The 19,131-nt window shown below is 68.9% G+C and carries 23 protein-coding genes; 15 read left to right on the forward strand and 8 right to left on the reverse strand.

The genetic code is table 11. The annotated features are described in order from the left end of the window. Window positions 1-8 precede the first annotated feature (8 nt). Window positions 9-1,064, forward strand: a complete 1,056-nt coding sequence (locus tag ACH34W_RS25660; protein ID WP_395963588.1) for a maleylacetate reductase — start codon at window positions 9-11, stop codon at window positions 1,062-1,064. Continuing rightward, window positions 1,061-1,942 carry an intradiol ring-cleavage dioxygenase gene (locus ACH34W_RS25665; RefSeq protein ID WP_395963589.1) on the forward strand — a complete coding sequence of 294 codons (882 nt, stop codon included), beginning with the start codon at window positions 1,061-1,063 and terminating at the stop codon, window positions 1,940-1,942. Before ACH34W_RS25660 ends, ACH34W_RS25665 begins: the two co-directional genes overlap by 4 nt. Before the next feature lie 85 nt (window positions 1,943-2,027). Here the strand turns inward: ACH34W_RS25665 and ACH34W_RS25670 are convergent, their stop codons facing one another. Next, window positions 2,028-2,615, reverse strand: a complete 588-nt coding sequence (locus ACH34W_RS25670; protein ID WP_395963590.1) for a nuclear transport factor 2 family protein — start codon at window positions 2,613-2,615, stop codon at window positions 2,028-2,030. Window positions 2,616-2,756: 141 nt separating this feature from the next. Between ACH34W_RS25670 and ACH34W_RS25675 the strand changes: the two genes are divergently transcribed. From ACH34W_RS25675 to ACH34W_RS25695, 5 genes are all read left to right on the forward strand, one after another. Further along, complete coding sequence (locus ACH34W_RS25675; protein WP_395963591.1) at window positions 2,757-3,569, forward strand: alpha/beta fold hydrolase; 813 nt, start codon at window positions 2,757-2,759, stop codon at window positions 3,567-3,569. A 58-nt stretch (window positions 3,570-3,627) separates the two neighbouring features. Then, window positions 3,628-4,260 carry a response regulator transcription factor gene (locus tag ACH34W_RS25680; RefSeq protein ID WP_395963592.1) on the forward strand — a complete coding sequence of 211 codons (633 nt, stop codon included), beginning with the start codon at window positions 3,628-3,630 and terminating at the stop codon, window positions 4,258-4,260. A 181-nt stretch (window positions 4,261-4,441) separates the two neighbouring features. Further along, a complete protein-coding gene (locus ACH34W_RS25685) occupies window positions 4,442-4,921 on the forward strand; it encodes a hypothetical protein (RefSeq protein ID WP_395963593.1) in 480 nt (159 codons plus the stop codon). Window positions 4,922-4,979: 58 nt separating this feature from the next. Further along, window positions 4,980-6,050 carry a hypothetical protein gene (locus tag ACH34W_RS25690; RefSeq protein ID WP_395963594.1) on the forward strand — a complete coding sequence of 357 codons (1,071 nt, stop codon included), beginning with the start codon at window positions 4,980-4,982 and terminating at the stop codon, window positions 6,048-6,050. Continuing rightward, window positions 6,044-6,391, forward strand: coding sequence for an acyl-CoA reductase (locus ACH34W_RS25695; RefSeq protein ID WP_395963595.1), 348 nt, complete (start codon window positions 6,044-6,046; stop codon window positions 6,389-6,391). The genes ACH34W_RS25690 and ACH34W_RS25695 overlap by 7 nt, the downstream gene beginning before the upstream one ends. A 647-nt stretch (window positions 6,392-7,038) precedes the next feature. Here the strand turns inward: ACH34W_RS25695 and ACH34W_RS25700 are convergent. Next, on the reverse strand, window positions 7,039-7,833 hold the full coding sequence (locus tag ACH34W_RS25700) for a PaaX family transcriptional regulator C-terminal domain-containing protein (protein WP_395963596.1): 795 nt from the start codon (window positions 7,831-7,833) through the stop codon (window positions 7,039-7,041). A 113-nt stretch (window positions 7,834-7,946) separates the two neighbouring features. On the opposite strand from ACH34W_RS25700, the gene ACH34W_RS25705 reads away from it, so the two are divergent. After that, window positions 7,947-8,672: an alpha/beta fold hydrolase gene (locus tag ACH34W_RS25705; RefSeq protein ID WP_395963597.1), complete on the forward strand. Its 726-nt coding sequence runs from the start codon at window positions 7,947-7,949 to the stop codon at window positions 8,670-8,672. 292 nt (window positions 8,673-8,964) lie between these two features. Here ACH34W_RS25705 and ACH34W_RS25710 read toward each other — a convergent pair whose 3' ends face one another. Both ACH34W_RS25710 and ACH34W_RS25715 read right to left on the reverse strand, forming a co-directional pair. Next, window positions 8,965-9,126: a helix-turn-helix domain-containing protein gene (locus tag ACH34W_RS25710; RefSeq protein ID WP_395963598.1), complete on the reverse strand. Its 162-nt coding sequence runs from the start codon at window positions 9,124-9,126 to the stop codon at window positions 8,965-8,967. Then, the gene (locus ACH34W_RS25715) at window positions 9,123-9,899 is read right to left on the reverse strand and encodes an AraC family ligand binding domain-containing protein (RefSeq protein ID WP_395963599.1); all 777 of its coding nucleotides are present in this window, start codon (window positions 9,897-9,899) and stop codon (window positions 9,123-9,125) included. The genes ACH34W_RS25710 and ACH34W_RS25715 overlap by 4 nt, the downstream gene beginning before the upstream one ends. Before the next feature lie 117 nt (window positions 9,900-10,016). Between ACH34W_RS25715 and ACH34W_RS25720 the strand changes: the two genes are divergently transcribed. Continuing rightward, on the forward strand, window positions 10,017-10,766 hold the full coding sequence (locus ACH34W_RS25720) for a class I SAM-dependent methyltransferase (RefSeq protein WP_395963600.1): 750 nt from the start codon (window positions 10,017-10,019) through the stop codon (window positions 10,764-10,766). Window positions 10,767-10,801: 35 nt separating this feature from the next. Continuing rightward, entirely contained in the window at window positions 10,802-11,161 is a 360-nt protein-coding gene (locus ACH34W_RS25725; RefSeq protein ID WP_395963601.1) for a hypothetical protein, read from the forward strand. A 40-nt stretch (window positions 11,162-11,201) separates the two neighbouring features. Here the strand turns inward: ACH34W_RS25725 and ACH34W_RS25730 are convergent, their stop codons facing one another. After that, window positions 11,202-12,143 carry a M56 family metallopeptidase gene (locus ACH34W_RS25730; RefSeq protein WP_395963602.1) on the reverse strand — a complete coding sequence of 314 codons (942 nt, stop codon included), beginning with the start codon at window positions 12,141-12,143 and terminating at the stop codon, window positions 11,202-11,204. Further along, window positions 12,140-12,538 carry a BlaI/MecI/CopY family transcriptional regulator gene (locus tag ACH34W_RS25735; RefSeq protein WP_395963603.1) on the reverse strand — a complete coding sequence of 133 codons (399 nt, stop codon included), beginning with the start codon at window positions 12,536-12,538 and terminating at the stop codon, window positions 12,140-12,142. Before ACH34W_RS25735 ends, ACH34W_RS25730 begins: the two co-directional genes overlap by 4 nt. 342 nt (window positions 12,539-12,880) lie before the next feature. Here ACH34W_RS25735 and ACH34W_RS25740 point away from each other — a divergent pair, with 342 nt between their 5' ends. From ACH34W_RS25740 to ACH34W_RS25755, 4 genes are all read left to right on the forward strand, one after another. Beyond that, window positions 12,881-13,450 carry a copper resistance protein CopC gene (locus ACH34W_RS25740; RefSeq protein WP_395963604.1) on the forward strand — a complete coding sequence of 190 codons (570 nt, stop codon included), beginning with the start codon at window positions 12,881-12,883 and terminating at the stop codon, window positions 13,448-13,450. 472 nt (window positions 13,451-13,922) lie between these two features. Further along, the gene (locus tag ACH34W_RS25745) at window positions 13,923-14,363 is read left to right on the forward strand and encodes a hypothetical protein (RefSeq protein WP_395963605.1); all 441 of its coding nucleotides are present in this window, start codon (window positions 13,923-13,925) and stop codon (window positions 14,361-14,363) included. A 303-nt stretch (window positions 14,364-14,666) separates the two neighbouring features. After that, the gene (locus ACH34W_RS25750) at window positions 14,667-15,812 is read left to right on the forward strand and encodes an Ig-like domain-containing protein (RefSeq protein WP_395963606.1); all 1,146 of its coding nucleotides are present in this window, start codon (window positions 14,667-14,669) and stop codon (window positions 15,810-15,812) included. 175 nt (window positions 15,813-15,987) lie between these two features. Continuing rightward, entirely contained in the window at window positions 15,988-16,938 is a 951-nt protein-coding gene (locus ACH34W_RS25755) for a coiled-coil domain-containing protein (protein ID WP_395963607.1), read from the forward strand. A 422-nt stretch (window positions 16,939-17,360) separates the two neighbouring features. Here ACH34W_RS25755 and ACH34W_RS25760 read toward each other — a convergent pair whose 3' ends face one another. Together ACH34W_RS25760 and ACH34W_RS25765 are read right to left on the reverse strand one after the other, a co-directional pair. Continuing rightward, a complete protein-coding gene (locus ACH34W_RS25760; protein WP_395963608.1) occupies window positions 17,361-17,816 on the reverse strand; it encodes a DUF5990 family protein in 456 nt (151 codons plus the stop codon). A 109-nt stretch (window positions 17,817-17,925) separates the two neighbouring features. Continuing rightward, a complete protein-coding gene (locus ACH34W_RS25765; protein WP_395963609.1) occupies window positions 17,926-18,432 on the reverse strand; it encodes an HXXEE domain-containing protein in 507 nt (168 codons plus the stop codon). Between the two features lie 85 nt (window positions 18,433-18,517). Between ACH34W_RS25765 and ACH34W_RS25770 the strand changes: the two genes are divergently transcribed. Then, window positions 18,518-19,126, forward strand: coding sequence for a TetR/AcrR family transcriptional regulator (locus ACH34W_RS25770; RefSeq protein ID WP_395963610.1), 609 nt, complete (start codon window positions 18,518-18,520; stop codon window positions 19,124-19,126). The last annotated feature ends 5 nt before the right edge of the window (window positions 19,127-19,131 follow it).

Genomic DNA, 19,131 nt, shown 5'->3' on the forward strand with positions numbered 1-19,131 from the left:
GCGAAGTGATGAGATTCCTGCATGACACCCTGCCGCAACGGGTGCGGTTCGCATCGGGGCAGGCGGCCCGGCAACTGGCCGAGGAGGTCGGGGAGCTCGGGGCGTCCCGGGTGATGGTGATCGCGGCCGAGGCGGAGAAGGATGTGGCCGAGCGGGTCGCCGCGGGGCTGCCGGTGGCGGTGTGGCACCACGAGGTCGCGATGCATGTGCCGGTGGAGGTCGCCTTCCGCGCGCGAGAGGCGGCCGCGTCGCATGACGTGGACGCGCTGGTGCCGGTGGGCGGCGGCTCCACCACCGGGCTGGCGAAGGCGGTCGCGCTGACCACGGGGCTGCCGATCATCGCGGTGCCCACGACGTACGCCGGCTCGGAGGCCACCAATGTGTGGGGCATGACCGAGGCCGATCGCAAGACCACCGGCACCGACGACCGCGTGCTCCCGCGGACGGTGGTGTACGACGCCTCGCTCACGCTCACGCTGCCGGCGGAGGTGTCCATGGCGTCGGGTCTCAACGCCGTCGCGCACTGTGTCGACTCGATGTGGGCGCCGCGGGCAGACCCGATCAACGCCGTGCTCGCCGGGGAGGGCATCCGGGCGCTCCGCGCGGGCCTGCTTGCGGTGAAGGCCGAACCGACCGGACTGGAGGGCCGGGAGCAGGCCCTGTACGGCGCCTATCTGTCGGCGGTGGCGTTCGCCTCGGCCGGCTCCGGCCTGCACCACAAGATCTGCCACGTCCTGGGCGGGATGTTCGACCTGCCGCACGCGCAGACCCACGCCGTCGTACTACCGCACGTGCTGGCCTTCAACGGCCCGGCCGCGCCGGAGGCGGAACGGCGGATCGCGCTCGCCTTCGACGCGCCCTCGGCCGGCGAGGGACTCGCCGCGCTGCGCGCCGAACTGGACGCGCCGGTCGCGCTGCGCGACCACGGCATGCCCGAGGACGGCATCGCCCCCGCGGCGAAGGCGGTCCTGGCCGCCGTCCCCCTCGGCAACCCCGCCCCCGTCACCGAAGACACCCTCACCGCACTGCTTCGTGCGGCATGGGAAGGAGACCTGCCCCGATGACCGTCAGTGCCGAGCAGCAGGCCCGTGAGGAACAACTCCTCGAGCGTGTTGTGCGCTCCTTCGACGCCTGCCCCGACCCGCGGCTGGCCGAGCTCATGGTCGGCCTGGTCCACCACGTGCACGACTACATCCGGGAGGTCCGGCTGACCGAGCAGGAATGGGGCAAGGCGATCGGCTTCCTCACCGGGTGCGGCCACATCACCGACGACAGGCGGCAGGAGTTCATCCTGCTCTCCGACGTACTGGGCGTCTCGATGCAGACCATCGCGGTCAACAACGAGGCCGACGGCGACGCGACCGAGGCGACCGTCTTCGGGCCGTTCTTCGTCGAAGGCTCCCCGGAGGTACCGATCGGCGGGGACATCTCGGGCGGTGCGGCCGGTGAGCCGTGCTGGGTGGAGGGCACCGTGAGCGACATCGACGGCAAGCCGCTCGCGGGAGCGCTCATCGAGGTCTGGGAGGCCGACGATGAGGGCCGCTACGACGTCCAGTACGACGACGGCCGAACCGCCGCCCGGGGCCACCTCCATACCGACGACCAGGGACGCTACGCCTTCTGGGGCGTCACCCCCACTCCCTACCCGATCCCGCACGACGGCCCCGTCGGCCGGTTGCTCGCGGCCGTCGGCCGCTCCCCGATGCGGGCCTCCCACTTGCACTTCATGGTCAGCTACCCAGGCTGCCGTACCCTCGTCACCCATATCTTCGTCCGCGGCGACGAGCTGCTCGACTCCGACACCGTCTTCGGGGTGAAGGAGTCGCTGGTCAAGGACTTCGAGCAGCAGCCGGCCGGGACGCCCACGCCTGACGGGCGGCGGATCGACGGCACCTGGTCGAAGGTGCGCTTCGACATGGTGCTCGCCCCTGCGCGCACCTGAACGGCGGCGCAGGTCCCTGGCCGCGGCCGGCCCGCGCCGAGATGCGGCGAGCTGCTGAGCCCCGGCTCGCCGGGGCTCAGCAGACTTACTGCAGCATCAGCACCGACGCCGACGGGTAGCTCTCGGCGAAGTTGTCCGGCAGCGGGGTGACGAAGACATTCTCGGTACGGGTCCGGGTGATCTTCCAGGTGCCGCCGGTCTTGCGGAAGGCGTTGTTGAGCCGGCTCGAGCGCAGCAGCGACCTGCCGTCGGAGAACAGCCACGGCTGCATGTGGATCCATTGGCCGGCGGCCTCGTCGCCGTCCACATGAATCTGCTCGGACGTCAGATAGTGCGCGTTGAGAAGCAGCGCCGGGTCCTGCTTCTCACCCCAGAAGCTCTCGAAGTGCGCACGGATCGCGGCGCTCCCCTCGGCCCGGCCGAACTGGCCTTCGTAGGACTCCCCCACACCCTCCCAGACGGCGTCCTCGGTGTAGAGTTCCATGATCAAATCAATGCGGTGGGCGTCGTCTCGGACGCCGAACTCCGGGCACGGCGTGTCGCACAGGAACATGTAGCGCGCCTGGACCCGGCGAATGTCCGCCTCGGCTTCCAGTACCTCGATCCGCCTGGTCAACGCGGCGATGGTGGCGTCTCCCCCCATCATTCTCCCTTCCCCGATGATGATCGCCATTCACAACCCTTTGGCCGCTCCGAGGCTAGGCGTCCGCGGGCGTCCGTGGATGATCGTGGTTCGCTGAGCGGTCCGGCCCGTTGCCCGGGCCGGTGCCGGAGCCGGACACTGACGCCGCTTTCATTCCGTTCAAGGAGGCTCGTGTCCGACATCACCGTCCGCTATGGATACGCCGACACGTCGCTCGGGCAGTTGCACTACGCCGAGGCCGGAGCCGGCGAGCCGATCATCCTGCTGCACCAGACCCCGCGCTCGCTCGACGAGTTCGCGGAAGTGCAACCGCTGCTGGCCGCCGAGCGCAGGGCGGTCGCGATGGACATGTACGGCTTCGGGCTGTCCGCGAAGCCGCCCGCGCCGCAGACCATCGAGCATTACGCGTCCGGCGTGCTCGCTCTCGCCGACGCACTGGGCCTGACCAGGTTCGCCGTCCTCGGACATCACACGGGCATGTTCGTCGCGTCCGAAGTCGCCGCGGCCGCCCCTGACCGGGTCACCGCCGCGATCCTGTCCTCCGGTGAGTACGCCGACGCGGACTTCCGCGAGCATGCGGCCTCCACGGAGGTCGACACCGCCGAGAAGCGGGACGATGGCGGTCATCTCTCCGCGCTATGGGCCAAGCGCGCTCCGCTCTACCCGTCCGGCCGTCCCGGTCTCCTCGACCGTTTCGTTCGGGACGCCCTCGCTCCGGGGGTGGATCCGCGAGAAGGCCACCTGGCCTGTGCCCGCTACGTCATGGAGAACCGTGTCGGTCTGGTCACCGCTCCCGTGCTGGTCATCGCGGCCACGGCGGACCCGGTCTCCTACCCCTACGCCGAGAGGGTGTCCAAGGTCTACGTCAACGCCGACACCGTGGCGGTCCGCGAGATCGAGGGCGGCACGATTCCGCTGATGGAGCACAAGCCCACCGAAGTGGCAGAAGCGGTCCTGTCATTCCTGGCCGCCGTCGGCGGATGAGGCGCCGCAGGCGATGGACGGGATAGCCACGCGCCCGGACGACGGTAAGGCAGGGTTCATGGCATCGCCGGAAGGGTCTGCTCCCGCCCCGATCGTCCACATCGTCGACGACGACAGCGATCTTCGCAGGTCGCTCGCCTTTCTCTTCGAGAGCGTGGGCATCCAGGCGCTCACCTACCCTGATGCGGCCTCGTTCCTCGCGGAGTTCGACCTGGATGAGCCGGCGGTCGTCATCGTCGACGTCCGGATGCCCGGGATGAGCGGCTTCCAGTTGCAGGAGCGGCTGCTCGAACTCGACTACCCGGCACCTGTCGTCTTCTGCTCGGCCCACGGCGATATCCCGATGTCGGTTCGAGCGCTGCGGCATGGAGCCGTCGACTTCCTGGAGAAGCCCTACCAGCCACAGCGGATGCTCGAACTCGTGCAGGAGCAACTTCTGGAGGCGGGCCGTCGGTTCGCCGAGCACACCCGCCGCCGAGACGTCCTCCGGCGCCTCGAAACGCTGACCCGGCGGGAGCGCGAGGTGCTCCGGCATGTCATCAACGGACTGCCCAGCCAGCTCATCGCACGCAGCCTCGGCACCAGCGTCAAAACCGTCGACGTCCACCGTGCGAGGATCAAAGCAAAAACAGGATCGGAAAGCCTCGGCACGCTCGTCCATGACGTCCTGCTTCACCATATCGACGTCTGACGCCGCGTCAGCCTGAGAGGTCGGCCTCGGCGGAGCGGCCGCGAGCGAGCGGTCTCGATCGGCCACGAATCGGCCGAGGACGGCACGCAGGAGCCCTTCGTCGTGCAGGGCAGTGGCCGGTTCAGGCCCCCCAGCGGCGGTAAGGGTGGCCATGCTTGGCGGCGCGGGTGACGATCGGGTGATGACCGGGCTTGGAGAATTCCCCCACCAGCGCGCCCTGCTGATCTACGCACGGCTCTGGTCGATGGGCCTTCGCGTCGACACAGCAGCGGTCGCCCGTGCACGTGCGGCGGCGCTGGCGGTCAATCATCGCAGGTACCTGCGGCATGTTCCGGTCTATGCCGCCTTCGCCGGCGACTCCGGGCCCGAGGCCACCATGGCCGAGATCAGACGCCTGATCATGTCCGATGACGTGTTCAAGAGTTACGATCCGGCGCTACCTGTGAACGATCTGCCTGGGCTGACCCGGTGGCTGGGGTCCGTTTTCGCCGGCTCCCTCGACGAGGACCAGGTCACCGGGCGCGATCTCGGGGAATGGCGGGCCTCGCTGCGGCGGCGGCAGGGGTCTACGTCACCTTCTCCAGCGGGACGGGCGGGGCCCCGTCCATCGTCCCGCGCGACGAGTTCACGCTTCTTGGGCTGCGCGCGTCCGCCGGGGTGAGAATGGCCTGGCGCCGGAGCCCGGCCGGTATGACTGTCTCCTGCTGGTGGCGCCGGGCATGGGTCTGGGGATCCAATCCGGCGCCGCCGGTCTGGCGGCTGGCGCCGCGCGCGTCCACCGTCTCCAGGCGGGCGCGGCCGACGGCCTCGACTCCGCCGTCGCCTTCTTGAGGCGTTCGGCTGAAGTGGGCATGCCGGTCGTCGTCTACGGGACTCCCGCGGGCGCGGTGCCCCGGCCGCGTCTGGCGGAGGCGTTCGGGGTGCCGCCCGGCTGTATATCGACCCGTGCCCCTGTGGCCTGCCCGGGCAGGCACTGGCCGGCCCGATCGTACGGGCGGCTGACGCGCCCGTGCGTGGATGCGGGGCGGCGGCCGGTGCGGGACGCCAGGACGGTCGCCGGCGCCCAGGTCGTGCGGCTGCCCATCATCCTGCGGGGCCGGTCCGAGATGCCACCTTGGCCGGGCCCTGCCGACATCCACCGCGCGATCACTGGCGGGGGACGCTGGACTGACGGCAGCGGCGCCGAGGTGCACGGTCCCACCGACGACGGTTGCTACGTGATCACAAGGCCGGTCATCGACCGTGACAGCCTCACGGTCACCGGCCAGGCACAGGTCCTGGTGCTGGCAGCGCCCGACCCGCGGTCGCTGCTGGAGCCCGATCCCGCCGCCGTCCGCGAGCTGATGGGACTGTCCACGGCGGAGGTGATGGCGTTCGTGTCGGCGGTGGGCGAGGCGCTGCGCGGGCGGGCTGAGGAGGCTGCGGCGACGGGGGCGCTCCTGGCCTCCACCTCGCAGGTCGCCGATCGCGCGCATCAGGCGTTCCAGGCACAGCTCGCCGGCCTGTTCGACGGGGAGGCGGTGGGGCGAATGATCGATAGTGAGCTCGGCCTGCCGGGCACGGTCGGGCGGCGGTATCTCGACGACTGGCCGGAACAGCCCGTACGGGCGGTGCGCGGCCTGACGGAGCGCCTCGCCTCCCGTGACGGCGAACTCCCTGGGCCGCCCGCGCCGCCGCCCGCCGTCCGCGCCGTGCCGACCCGGCAGTTGCACCTGACCGCCGGCAATGCGCCGGTGGTCCCCGTCGTGTCGCTGCTGTGGGCGTGGGCGTCGAGGGGGCCTGTGTGGTGAAGCCGGCCGCGGAGGCGGCCGCGCTGGTCGCGGCGCTCGGTGGCGCGCTGCGCGCCGTCGGAGCCGAGCACCCGCTGGCCCGGCACACGACGCTGGCGTACTGGCGCGGAGGTGACCGGCGGGTGGAGGACGTGTTGCTGGCGGACGGCGCGTTCGACCGGCGCGTGGTCTGGGGGTCGGGCGAGACGGTGCGGAACGTCGTCGGACGGGGTGGCGTCACCGACACGGTCGTCCTGGGACCCAGATACTCGATCAGCCTGCTTGGAGGCGCGTTCGTACGCGCTGATCCGTACGCGGCGGCGCGTCTTGCCGCCGTGGACTCCCTCGTCGCCAACTGGTGACTGGTTCCGGAGCCAGTCCATCCCTCCCGAGCACCCGCAGACCTCGACCCTGCGGCCTACGGCCGGCTCATGACGGCCCAGACCCGCGTCGGCAATCCCGGCGGGGACCCGTGCCGTATGACGCCGTGGCCAATGCGTGGAGCTTACGCGACGCATTCGCTACGGCCGCGCAGGTCCAACCACCTGCTGACCGCCACGGTCGGCGTAGACCACCAGCAGAACCCGAGCGGCGAGCAACTCCTTCGCCTAGCCATGTAGCCATGCGGGGCAGGGGGAGAAACTCGTGGATTCGCCCCGGGGCGGAGGAGAAATCCTTGGTCACCTCACCGCTGTCTGACCGCCCGAAGCCGTCCCTGCCCGGCGGCATCAACGCGCCATCGTGGACACCAGACGTTCCGGCTCGAGACTCGTTCTGCCGTGCTCTTGCACATTCGAGATCTCTGGATGGCTCTATGAGCGTGTAGCCGCTGCGCGGGAAGACCCCGCCGAAGGCCTTGAGGAAAGGTTCCCCACGAGTGTGGTCTTTGCTTGTGCCCAGCGCCGGGGTAGCGCTTGTCGCCATCTGCGGACGGGCGCTCCTCCCACTAGTTGCCACCGTGCGGCAAGTGCCATTTTGATGGCGGTCGTTGGATAACTGACATGCATCATCATTCGATGAGCCGGTCGACGTACGACTCGGCATCGCTGCGCAGCAGGCCATGAGCTTGCAAGAAGACCTCGTGGGCGGCCCGGCCGGTCCAGCCCTCGGGCAGCAGTTCGGGCGGCAGGTCAGGATCCCGGAACGGGAACAGCCGATAGTCATGGATCAGCCGCATCCGCTCGATGAGCGCCTCGCGCCCGCGGACCTCGCCGGCGCGGTAGGCGGCGAGCCGGGGCCGGTAGCGGTCGAGCAGTTCGCCGTAGTCCTTGTTCAGACCGACCAGGTCCCATGACCGGGCCGCCATGTCCCGGTCCGCCTCGGCACCCTCCGACGTGGCATGAAGCACGTCGATGCGTATGGCGGAATGCTCGGCGAACTCCTCGCGAATCTGCGTGACACGGTTGTGCGGGCTGATCCAGGTCGACGCCGACAGCAGGCCGAACCCAAGCCACGACAGCCGCTTGCGAAGCTGCTCGCGCAGCGCCCGTTCGGCCTCGGGCACCGAGTAGATGACCATGTGCCACTGCCCGTCCCATGGCCCGGGCTCGCGGGTGAAGATCCGTGACCGGCCTTCGTCGAGCAGCCGCCAGGCGTCGCCGGTCAGGGCGTAGGCGGTCTCCCGGCCCTCGCGGCGGCCGTCCAGCCAACCCTCCTTGCGCATTCGGGCGGCCACGACCCGCACCGTCGCCTCGGGAACGTCGAAGCAGTCCATCAGCGCGATCAGGCTCCGCAGCCGGACCGCCCCACTGCGGTAGCGCAGGTAATCACCGAACAGATCGAACACCAGTGACCGCGGCTTCACGCACGCCTCCCGACCCGATGATTTGGGTCAAACTCTTGACGGCCGTCTTTCATATGAATCATATTCAGGCATCGACCGCCGTTCCAACCGGCGGCGTTCGCTAGGGAGGGATCATGGCAGAGACTTTCGTCCTCATCTCCGGGGCCTGCCACAGTGGATGGACATGGCGCCTGGTGGCCGAGCATCTGCGCGCGGAAGGCCACCGCGTCCTCGCCCCGGATCTGCCCGGGCTCTCCGACGGCGACGACCCGGAGCGGTACAGCCTGGCAGACGTCAGCGACTTCATCGTCGACTTCGTCGAGCGCCACGACCTTCGGGACGTCACCCTGGTCGGGCACAGCTGGGGCGGCTACCCGCTCACCGGTGCCGTGCCACGCCTGGCCCCCCGGCTGCGCAAGCTCATCTACTGGGCCGCGTTCGTTCCCGCCGAGGACACGCCCCTGATGGGGGAGGTCCCGCCGCACTACGCCGAGATGTTCACCCAGGTCGCCGCGGCGTCGAGGAACAACAGCATCATCTTCCCCTTCGAGGTGTTCTGCGGCGCGTTCATGCAGGACGCTGACGAGAGCGTGCAGCGCCTGATCCACAGCCTCCTCGTACCCCAGCCGCTGCGCTACTTCACCGAGACCGTCACGCCGATCGATCCGGCGGCGCTCGGCATACCCACCACCTACGTGGTGAGCCCCGACGACCTGGCCCTGCCGCCCGGCGAACTCGGATGGACCCCTCGCTTCCCGCAGCGCCTCGGCCCCGATACGCCCGTCATCGAACACCCTGGCAGCCACGAGGCCCAGTTCACCCGACCGGCTGACCTGGCCGCCGCCTTCCTCAAGGCCTGACCCGGAGCGAGCGGCATGTGCCGCGACAGGCCACTGGGCGCGCCATCCAGGGGATTCAGGGGAGGAAGACGCCGTGCTCGGCGAGACGGAGGTGAGCGTGGGAGGCAGCTCCGTCAGCGCGGCCACCAGTACCTGGGCGGGAACGTGGTTGACGTCCACGAGCCCGCCGTCGTCATAGGTCCGGGCGGTCGATCCGCATACCCCAGAGCACACCGCTCGGCGAGCCGAATCCTGTTGCCGCTGCAAGTCCGTTCGAAGAGAGTGCCAGCGCAGGCTTCCTGCCTTGGAGTTGTCATGGCCGTGCTCGTTGGGTGCGGCGCCATCGCTGCGGGGTGATGTCGTAGCGGTCGCGGAAGCGGCGGACGAGATAGGTGGCGTCGCGCAGACCGGTTCGGGCGGCCACGGCGTCGAGCGGTAGGTCGGTTTCGCGCAGCAGTCGGCGGACCTCGGTCATGCGCCGTTCGGTGATCCATTCGAGCAGGGGCGGCCGGTGCGTCGGCGGAGCACGGTGGTGAGGTGTCCGGGGGTGTAGCCGAGCGTGCGGGCGATATCCGCGGCGGAGACCGGTTCGCGGAACCTGGCCTCGATCTCGGCGAAGACCCGCTCGACGAGTGGGTCCGGCATGCCCGGAGCGGCGGGTGCCAGTCGCGCGGCCGCGACCAGGAGCCGGGTGAGCAGTGCGGTGACGGCCTCGCGGGCCCCCAGACGGCCTGGGTCGGCGAGTTCTTCTGCCAGGTCCGCCAGCCACGCCGACCAGTTCGCCTGGTCGGGTTCGGCGACCCGACCGTGCCCGGCGCTGGAGGCGAATAGGGCCAGTAGGGGATGGTGCGTCCAGGTCAGTGGGGAGACCGAAGCCAGGGCGGGGACGGCGTCTGGTGTGAACGCGACCGACCATGCGCGGCTGCGGGCGAGCTCGGCGACGGTCGCGACACCGATGACCTGCCCGGGCGACACGGCGTGGACCTCGCCGGCGCGTAGCGGCCGTTCGGCGCCGTCGATGGTGAACGAGCCCGTGCCTTCCTCGACGTAGACCAGGACGAGGAAGTCGTGGGCGTGCCGGTGGTTGGGCGGGAGGCCGGCGTGGGCGGCTTCGGTGTCGAAGCGGATCACCGAGACCGGCGGCAGGCCGGGGCGCTGCTGGTAGCGGTAGACCGGCGTCCCGTCGAGCCGTACCGTGCGCAGCACGGTCGGTGAGCCCGGCGAGCCATCGACCGAAGAATGTCCCATGGTTTCCAAGCTATGTCCTGCTCGGCCACCGCAAAATGTCCAAGACTCGAGGTGATGACACCAGGTCTGTCACGGGCCACCAAGGCAGACCCGCCACCGAGTGCACAGGGGGCACCCATGGCATCTTCGACCCGCGTACGCATCCTCGACCAGCGAACCCCGCAGGAGCGGGACCGTCCGTTCCTGCCGGGCGCGGGCAAGACCTGGCTCCTGCCGTTCTACGACGCCTTCACCCGGGTGGCCGGTGTCCGCGCACTGCACGAACGTGCCGTCGAGCTCGCCGGCATTGAGCCCGGCCAGGCGGTGGCCGACATCGGCTGCGGCACGGGCAACCTGTCGTTCGCCGTGCTCGAGGCCCAGCCGGGCGCGCGGGTGACCGGCCTGGACCCCGACGCAGACGCCCTGCGCAGGGCCGCGCGCAAGGCGCGCCGCCGCGGCGTCGCTCTCACCCTCGTTCAGGGATATGCCGATCGGATCCCCGCCTTCGACGCCTCGCTCGACCATGTGGTCTCCTCATTGGCCCTGCACCACATCGATGACGACGGCCGGAACGCGTTCGCGCACGACGCGCTGCGTGCCCTTCGGCCGGGAGGCAGGGTCACCGTCGTCGACTTCGGCGGCCCGGCGTCCAACGTCGAGGACACCGGCCACCCCACGCACGGCCACGGCCTGATCCACGCCCTGCGGCACCTGCCCCGCCTCATACGTTCCCGGGTGGCGCACAGCCCGGTCGTGGCCCGCAACCACGGCGACGGCATCGTCGCGCTGCTGGCCCAGGCCGGGTTCAGCGACGCCCGAGAGGTCGCACACACCGACCACAGGTTCGGCCGGGTCACCTTCGTGCAAGCAACCCGGCCCTCAAGCTGAAAACCCGGCCTGGCGTCGTCGACAGACTCAAGCAGGTGATCCGCCCGTTCCTCGACCTCGACGGCTGGTGGGTCGCCTCCAATCCCGAACATGACACCCTTGAGCACCTCGACGACCGCGGTATCGAGGTCGGCGCCCGGGTCCGCATCCGCGAGAAAATCGCTGGAATCCCCGGCGAGGCCATCGGCGAGATCACCGGTGGAGACAGCGATCAGGGCGAACCCACCCACGTTCAAAATCTCGGAAGCACCGGTTCTGCCCACCCAGTGGGAGAACCGGTGCTATTGATCAGGGCAATGCGCGACCTGGTGCTCAGGCGTGGGTTGGGGCAGAGCCCCAAGGCGCCCGAGCCCGGCGCACACTGCACCAATGGGATCGGCCAGCCGACGGTCTGAAGCGCTGCAGGCCTGAGCGGGGGCGATCCGCGGCTGACAGTCAGGTCAGGCAGGGAACGAGCAGCGTCATCGGGATCGCCACGAGGCCGAATGCGCCGAGATAGGTGAGCACGCGCTGCCAGGCCGGGACCGGTGTCACCGGCTCGGTGAGGCGGCGCACCCGCGCGACCACGGCGTGATCGGCCGCGCCCAGTGCCCCTTGCGGTAGCGGCCCCGATTCGGCCCGGCTGGCTGCGAGCCGCAGGAGTGCGAGCGCGACGACGGGGCCGCCGTTGCGGCGGCGCGCGTGGTCGTCGGCCAGCATTTCCACCAGGCGGGCCGCACACTGGCGGGCGAGCCTCACGGCGGGCAAGCGCGGGACCGCGGTGGCGAGCACGTCGAAGGGCAGCAGTATCAGGTGATGCCTGCCACGGGCGTGGGCCCGTTCGTGGTCGAGCACGGCGACCAGCTCACGTTCGTCGAGCAGGCGGATCAGCCCCGAGGTGATCACTACGCGGGCACGCACGCCGGGCAGGCAGTACGCGGCGGCGGCAGGATGATCGATGACCTGGACACCTTGGTGTCGCCCGGACCGTTCGGCCACCAGGTCGACCCGCGCACGGTGTTTACGTCGCAGCCGGGCGTTCTGCATGGTCGTCCGCGCCAAGAGCGCGAGCAGCCATCCCACGATGGCCATGGCCCAGCTCAACGCCGCTACCTGGCTTGCCCCGAGACCGTCCAGCGGCCGTCCCGCCAGCGTCTGTGTCAGAAAGACGTGCAGCCCATGGCGGAAGGTGACCGCGAGCGGGGCGACCGCCAGTGCCAGCGCGGCGATCACCATGGACAGCCCGGCGGTCGAGGTGATCGCCTGCCAGAGCACCAGGGCCGCCCTGGGGCTGCGTTCGGCCCAGCCGGCCTTCGACAGCATGGACGGAACGGGCCCGAGCAGCACGACCGCCAGACCGAAGAAGCACACGGCCACCAGCAGCGGCTTCAAGATCACTTTGACCGCCGCTCCCCGGCGGCGCCGTCACCACCGGCGCCTGCGCCTGGGTCGTCGAGCGCATTGAGCACCCGGCGCAGAGCGGCCACATCGTCGGCACTGACCGAATCGACGAAGTGGCTGAGCGCCGACTCCCGATCCCGCGCCCCGGCGAAGGCCTCGTGCATCACCTCGGCGACATGAACGTCCTTGGTCTGCAGCGCGCTGTAGCGGTGCGCACGGCCTTCCTTGACTCGCGTCACCAACCCTTTGCGGACGAGCCGGTCCAGGATGGTGAGCACTGTCGTGTGCGCCGGCCCGGACGGCAGAACGCTCACCAGATCGCTGGCCAGCGCACCCTCCGGCCGAGCCCACAGCTCGTTCATCACCGCGCGTTCGAGTTCACCGAGCCGCATGTCTCACCGCCTTCACCATCCCCATGGATTCATCGAACACTAGCCGCATGATCGTGGGGCATTCCCGTTCGCCCGGCCAAGGACCTCGACCAGCCTCCGGTCTGCCCTACGCTGTGCCCGAGCCGACTTCTACGGTACGTAGAAATAGGCTACCGACCCACCGAACGCCGAACCGGTGATCTCCGTACAGCAGACGTATTCGCCCACAACCCCGGATAGGACGCCCCGAAGACGCCACCCGGCACCCGGAGGCAAGCTGTGATCCATCACCCCGCCGCACTCGGGCCTCCCCAACCTGGCCGCCGCCTGCGCACAACCGCAGCGCGCCTCAGGCTGCGCGTGATGTTGAAGGCGCTGGTCGCCGTTCTCGCCGCCGCCGTGACAGTGCCGCTCGTAGCAACCTCGGCCGACGCGCACGCAGAGCTCAAGAGCATCACCCCGGAGCACAAGTCCGTCCAGACTGCCTCACCGAACCAAGTGGTGCTCACCTTCAACCAGCCCGTGAACAGCCGGTTCACCGTCATCAGGGTGACCGGCCCGGGCGGTGCACGTACCGACTCAGGCAGTGCCCTGGTCGGCAGAGAAGTCGTTCGCCAGGGGCTGATGCCGCTGACGAAGCCAGGGACCTATCAGGTGGCGTACCGGACCGTGTCGGTCGACGGACATGTGATCAGCGGGGCGCGAGAGTTCACGTTCAAGCCGGGCCCCAGCCCCGCGGGCAGCGTCGCGCCGCAGGCATCGGCTGCCTCCGGACCTGCGGGCTCCGCGGCCACTCCGACGCAGGCCCAACGTCCAGGCGAGCAGTCGTCCTCGGGCTTGTCGTGGGGTCTGATCTTGCTCGGCGCTGTGGGTGCGGCGGTGGTGGCCGCCGCCGCCGTGGCGTTCCGGCGAGGCCGGCACCGTGCAAGTTGACCAGGAGCCGAGCGACCTGACCGCACCGCGTTCAGCGTTCGGAGCCTGTGGATCGGGGCCGTCGCGGTGACCGTGCTCGCCCTCGCCGCAGTCCTGCGGCTCGGCGGCGCGCTCGAAGCGACGTCGTTGCCAGAGGACGCCACAACGGCGGAGCTCACCCAGGCGGGCTCGTACCTCAAGGGCCTGCTGCCCATCGCCGAACTCGTCTACCCATGCTCGGTGACCAGCCGGCAGAGGTCCGCAGCCTGGCCGGCAGCATCGTCAACGGCCAGCGCGCCGAGATCGAGGCGATGCAGCAGATGCTCCGCGATCGCGGCGCACCGCCGGCCTAGGGCGCACCACTGGCGAGCCTCCAGAGCGTGCTGCGGTAGCAGGGCGGCTGAACCTTGGCGGAAAGCGCTGCGTACCGATGTTCGACAAGCCGTAGAAGATGGCGGCTTGGCAGGTCGAGACGCTGACGTGAGGTAGGCCGATGAAACTCTGCAAGGCAGTCACCGTGCTGGCTGTGTGCATGGCTCTGCCGCTCGCAACAAGCTGCGGCGGCAAGGCACCGGAAGCCACTGGTTCCGCTCCGTCCAAGGCGTCAGGGCAAGCCGCAGCAGCCGGTGCCGGGCCGGCAGCGGCGGCCAGTATCGAGCAGCTCGCGGCCAGGATGGGATGTGTGCCCCAGCCTCGCGGCGGTAAGGCCGCCGACTACAGGCAGGCGATCTGCGCGACAACGGCGGGCAAGTATGTGATCAACACGTTCGACACGGCCAAAGGCCAGCAGGAGTGGTTGGAGTACTCGAAGATGTACGGCGGCACGTACCTGGTCGGGACTCGATGGATCGTCGTGTCCAGCCCCCAGCTGCCCACCCCCCTGCGCACCAAGCTCGGCGGCCAGCTCCAGTCCCCCAGGACCAACCGGAACTGAGGGGCACGGGGAAGATCGGTGAAGCCCGGGCATCGTAGGTGAAGCGCGGGCATCGTGATCGATTCGGCTGGTTTCCGCTCGACCTACCCTCAAGATACTTCTACACTGCGTAGAAAGTGACGCCGGGGGCTAGACGGCGAGAGGCGGCGTTTCACGCTGCCCGACCACGCACACAGCATGCCCACCGGCGGGACGTCGTCGCCGTTCACGATCGGCCCTCCCCCGAGGTAGGTCAGCTTGCGCGCCATTCACAGGATCAGTGGAGTTCCAACCTGGGCGGCCGGAGGCCTGCTCACCTGTTCGTTGCTCCTGACCACGGCGTGCCAGTCGGGCTCACCGGGCTCGTCATCCGCCGACGATCGCGGCGCGAAGGGCAACCCGTCGGACGCCCAGGTAGAGATCACACCCTCTGACGGGACCGGCAAGGCACGCCCCGACCGCGGCGTCGTCGTCAAGGCGTCCAACGGCAAGCTCGACACGGTGAGCGTGAAGGCGGGCGCCAAGGATATCCCCGGCGCCTTCAACGCCGAACGGACCGAATGGCGGTCGAAATGGGCACTCGCCCCCGCCACCTCGTACACGGTGGCCGCAACGGCCAAGAACCCCGCGGGCAAGCCGACCCAGACCGGCAGCAACTTCAAGACGCTTAAGCCCGCACAGACGACGGCCGCATCGCTGGACTGGATCCTGGACGGCAACAAGGGAAAGAAGTACGGCGTCGGCACCCCGATCATCCTCAACTTCGACCGGCCGGTCTTCAACAAGGACCAGGTGGAGAAGGCACTGGAGGTCAAGGCGGAGAAGCCGGTCGAGGGCGCCTGGCGGTGGGTCGGCGACCAGCAGGTGATCTACCGGACCAAGTCCTACTGGCCCGCGCACCAGAAGGTCACCGTCACCGCGCACCTGGCCGGTGTACGGGCGGCCAAGGACGTCTACGGCGTGCAGGACCTCACCCGCACGTTCGAGATCGGCGCCGTCCGGATCACCAAGATCAACCTGAAGAAGTACCGGATGACCGTCAGCGTCGACGGCAAGACGGTCCGCAAGGTTCCGATCAGCGCGGGCAACGGCAGCACGCTGGAGTACACCACCACCAGCGGTGTGCACCTGACGATGGAGAAGGGCAATCCTGTCCGGATGATCTCGCCTGGCCGCAAGAAGGGTGACCCCGGCTACTACGACCTGTTGATCAACTATGCCGTCCGGATCTCCAACAGCGGCGAGTATCTCCACCAGAGCGCGGGCGAGTACCACTGCCTCGGTAAGGCCAATTGCAGCCACGGCTGCGTGCGCCAACCACCCAAGGACGCGCTCTGGTTCTACCGGACCGCCCAGCCCGGCGACGTCGTGGACATCACCGGCTCCCGGCGCAAGTTGGAGTGGAACAACGGCTGGTCGTTCTGGCAGCTGTCCTGGAACTCGTGGAAGCAAGGCAGCGCCCTGCGCTGACAAAGCCCGCAGGCCCCACTCCTCCACCGGCAGACGCCCGCACCTGACCAGACATCCCCGCCGATTACCACCTGGCACGATCCGCCGCTAACCTCCTACGCCACGTCGTAGAACAGATCCGACGAGGTCACTCCGGTCCCTAGCCGACCCGTGCGCGATCAAAGAGAGGAGACATGTGGAGACCCCTCACTCCACCACTGACCGCCCTTCCAAGGGGCGGCGGCGCGCCATCGCGCTCGCCGCGACCGCGGGCCTCCTGTCACTGACGCTGGGCACCACCACGTCGGCGGCAGCGCCCCAGGTCGCAGATCCTGACGGATCGTCCAAGGTCGAGAAGTTGACCAAGGAGATCAAGTCGCTGGAGAAGTCCTACGGCGGCAACCTCGAGCAGCTCCGGGACGCCCGCCTCGACGCGAAGAACGCACTGGAGAAGGTCCGAGACCTCCGGGCGGATCTGAACCGCGCCCGAGCGCTCGTCGCCGAAATGGCCGCCTCTCAATATATGAACAACGGCATGGATCCCTCCGTGCAGGTGCTGGGCGAGGAAGACCCGAGCAACCTGCTCGACAGTGCCACGCTGGCCAGTCACGTCACACAGAACCAGGCCGCCCGGGTCAAGCAGATCCAATCCCTGGTCACTCGCCAGGACCAGGCCCGCACCGAGGCCCAGACCAAGATCAAGAAGCTCGAAGGCGACATCAAAGAGACCTCGCAGCGGAAGGAGCAGGTGAAGAAGCTCCTGAAGAAGTACAAGCCCGAGTCACCGATGGTCGGCAACGGCGGAATGACATCGCGCATGGTCAAGGTCCGCGACGAGATCGAGGCCGAACTCGGCCCGTTCATCACCATCGGCTGCACCCGGCCAGGAGACCCACAGGACCACGGAAGCGGACGGGCCTGCGACTTCATGGAAAGCAGCGCCGGCAACATGCCCTCCGCCGCCCGCATGGCCCACGGCGACCAGGTCGCCGCATACGCGATCAAGCACGCCGACCGGCTCGGCATCAAGTACGTCATCTGGCGCCAGCGGATCTACGACATGCGCAGCCCCGGCTGGAAGACCATGTCGAACCGCGGCAGCATCACCCAGAACCACATGGACCACAACCACATTTCAGTCTTCTAGGCCCGGTCGGGCCGATCACGAATCCTACGAAGGCCCCCATAATTCCTGTCCCGATCGCGCTGTCCGCCGCCTCATATCCACCGCTCCCGAAGTACCCCCATGTCGAGCCCGCCAAGGCACCGGCAATCAACCCGACTAGGAGAGCTAGGCCAACTGGCATACTCCGCACCTCAACCTCTGATCGCCGCAAACGACATTGGGGTTCAACCACCCCGACCATTCATGGTGTCTTCTGGTCCAGCCAACGCAGGGGCGTTGGGCAGACAGGCGCCCATTCAACGCCGTGTCGTTGATGTTCCTGAGGTCGTCGCAGGCCTGGTGGTAACAGACGTCGTAGGCAAACAACGCGCCACCGCCATCGACCCCGCCGACTGCGTCGGCGACCAGGTGGGCAGCATCCTGGCCACCTCGTCAGGGCGGTCTTACGCCGAGGCCGACCATTCGATGAGCGGCGGACGGACCGACGCACACAACGGATGGCCCCGGCCGTCGGTCAAACCCAGCCGAGCCACCAACACCCCACTCGCCACCGCGGCATCCAGCACGCCGGGCTCGATTCCGTCGAACCACACCTTGGCGCGCCGGAACATCAAGAACACCCCGGCATCGTCCACGGTGCCCCACGCCAAGTACACGAACCGGCCACCCGGCCGTCCCTGAACATAGGGCCCGCGAAGATCCCAGCCGGTCTCCTTCGGCGTCGCGGTCACCTCCAGCTCCCACACCGCCGAACGAGCATCGCCTGGGCTCAGGTCCAGGATCTCGCTCGGGCGCTCCCGCCGCTGGACACCGACGTGAATATTGCGGTAGCCGGGGAAACCCGGCGCTCGACCACAGTCTCGCCCCGGCAGATCCGACGCCTCGATTCGCACCAGCACACCACCATCTTCCCGCAGTCCTGCCAACCACGGTGACGCTCACGGCTCTCGCCCAAGGCCGCACGGCACCGGCGTACGTCCTCGGCCGCGCCTGTCTCAGCGGCTCAGGTCACAGGAAGAGGAATCCGATGGCCAGGGCGGCGATCAATGTGCCCAGCGCCAGCGCGAGCCCGATCTCGCGGGTGGTGGCCCGCGCCTCGCGGCAGATCCAGGACAAGTACAGGGCCGTCGCCGGCAGAGACACCACGGCCCCGGTGACGGCACCAGGCGCATAGTCACCGAGGATGATCCAACTGGTCAGATGGAACACGGCGTTCACGGCGAACTGCCACTGGAAGGCGGTGGCCATCACCACCCAGCCGCCATGCCGGCGCGCCCGGCGAGCCTGCCACGAGCACAGCAGGACCAGCAGCATCAGCGGGATGTGGTAGGCCGCGAACATGCCGGTGCTCTCCGGCCCGAAGTGCCGGGTGGCCCACGCGGCGAACCCCGGCAGCTCTTCCAGCGTGTGCAGCACGTACACCACGAACGGCAGCAGGAACAGCACGGTGCTGTCGATCAGGACCGGCGGCGCGGCCTCCTGGCGTACGGCGTGCGATGCGAGCGACCTGGCCATGACATACCTCCTAGGGGTTTACTCAAGACCTCGCTAGAATATGAGGAAATCCTCGTTTTTTGTACTCGCGTCAGGAGCCCCGGGATTGCCCCCTCCCAGGTCAGCCCATCAGCCCAGGAAGACACCCAGACAGCAGCGCGCCTGGCGCACGCGTGCACGGATCCTGGCTGCGGCGGCTCACGTTTTCGCCGAACACGGCTACGCCTCGGGGACCACCGACCGGATCGCCGAGCAGGCCGGTCTGTCGATCGGCTCTCTGTACCAGTACTTCCCCAACAAGGACGCCATCCTGGTCACGCTCGCCCAGGCCCACCTTGACGACACAATCCAGGCCATCCGCACCCACCTCACCCAGCCCCAGTCCCTGGAACAGTGGCTGCCGGCCGTCACCGGGGCCCTGGTCGACCTGCATGTCGACAATCCGCGCCTGCACCAGGTGCTGTTCGAGCAGGCCCCGCGACCACCCGAGCTGCTGGCCCAGTTCCATCAGGCCGAGCAAGAGGCCGTGACGCTTGTTGCCAAGCTCCTGCGTGAGGACCCTGGCGTGCAGGTACCGGACCCCGACGCCGCCGCACGCTACGTCGTCGCCATCATCGAATCGCTCATCCACCGCTTCATCGGCCACATACCCGGCAGTGACCACACCGCCCTGACTGGACAGATCGTCTACATCGTGACGCGCTACCTGAGCTGATCTGA

The organism is Actinomadura sp. 6N118 (genome assembly GCF_044326415.1).
In the GTDB taxonomy this organism is placed as follows: Bacteria; Actinomycetota; Actinomycetes; order Streptosporangiales; family Streptosporangiaceae; genus Spirillospora.

Bases quoted from the DNA above. Each gene is read 5' to 3' on its own strand.
- ACH34W_RS25735 (WP_395963603.1), bottom strand. From the start codon at position 12,538: ATGCGGCTCGGTGAACTCGAACGCGCGGTGATGAACGAGCTGTGGGCT.
- ACH34W_RS25660 (WP_395963588.1), top strand. From the start codon at position 9: ATGAGATTCCTGCATGACACCCTGCCGCAACGGGTGCGGTTCGCATCG.
- ACH34W_RS25740 (WP_395963604.1), top strand. From the start codon at position 12,881: ATGTTGAAGGCGCTGGTCGCCGTTCTCGCCGCCGCCGTGACAGTGCCG.
- ACH34W_RS25705 (WP_395963597.1), top strand. From the start codon at position 7,947: ATGGCAGAGACTTTCGTCCTCATCTCCGGGGCCTGCCACAGTGGATGG.
- ACH34W_RS25685 (WP_395963593.1), top strand. From the start codon at position 4,442: ATGACCGGGCTTGGAGAATTCCCCCACCAGCGCGCCCTGCTGATCTAC.
- ACH34W_RS25765 (WP_395963609.1), bottom strand. From the start codon at position 18,432: ATGGCCAGGTCGCTCGCATCGCACGCCGTACGCCAGGAGGCCGCGCCG.
- ACH34W_RS25690 (WP_395963594.1), top strand. From the start codon at position 4,980: ATGGGTCTGGGGATCCAATCCGGCGCCGCCGGTCTGGCGGCTGGCGCC.
- ACH34W_RS25715 (WP_395963599.1), bottom strand. From the start codon at position 9,899: ATGGGACATTCTTCGGTCGATGGCTCGCCGGGCTCACCGACCGTGCTG.
- ACH34W_RS25680 (WP_395963592.1), top strand. From the start codon at position 3,628: ATGGCATCGCCGGAAGGGTCTGCTCCCGCCCCGATCGTCCACATCGTC.
- ACH34W_RS25665 (WP_395963589.1), top strand. From the start codon at position 1,061: ATGACCGTCAGTGCCGAGCAGCAGGCCCGTGAGGAACAACTCCTCGAG.
- ACH34W_RS25745 (WP_395963605.1), top strand. From the start codon at position 13,923: ATGAAACTCTGCAAGGCAGTCACCGTGCTGGCTGTGTGCATGGCTCTG.
- ACH34W_RS25710 (WP_395963598.1), bottom strand. From the start codon at position 9,126: ATGACCGAGGTCCGCCGACTGCTGCGCGAAACCGACCTACCGCTCGAC.
- ACH34W_RS25670 (WP_395963590.1), bottom strand. From the start codon at position 2,615: ATGGCGATCATCATCGGGGAAGGGAGAATGATGGGGGGAGACGCCACC.
- ACH34W_RS25720 (WP_395963600.1), top strand. From the start codon at position 10,017: ATGGCATCTTCGACCCGCGTACGCATCCTCGACCAGCGAACCCCGCAG.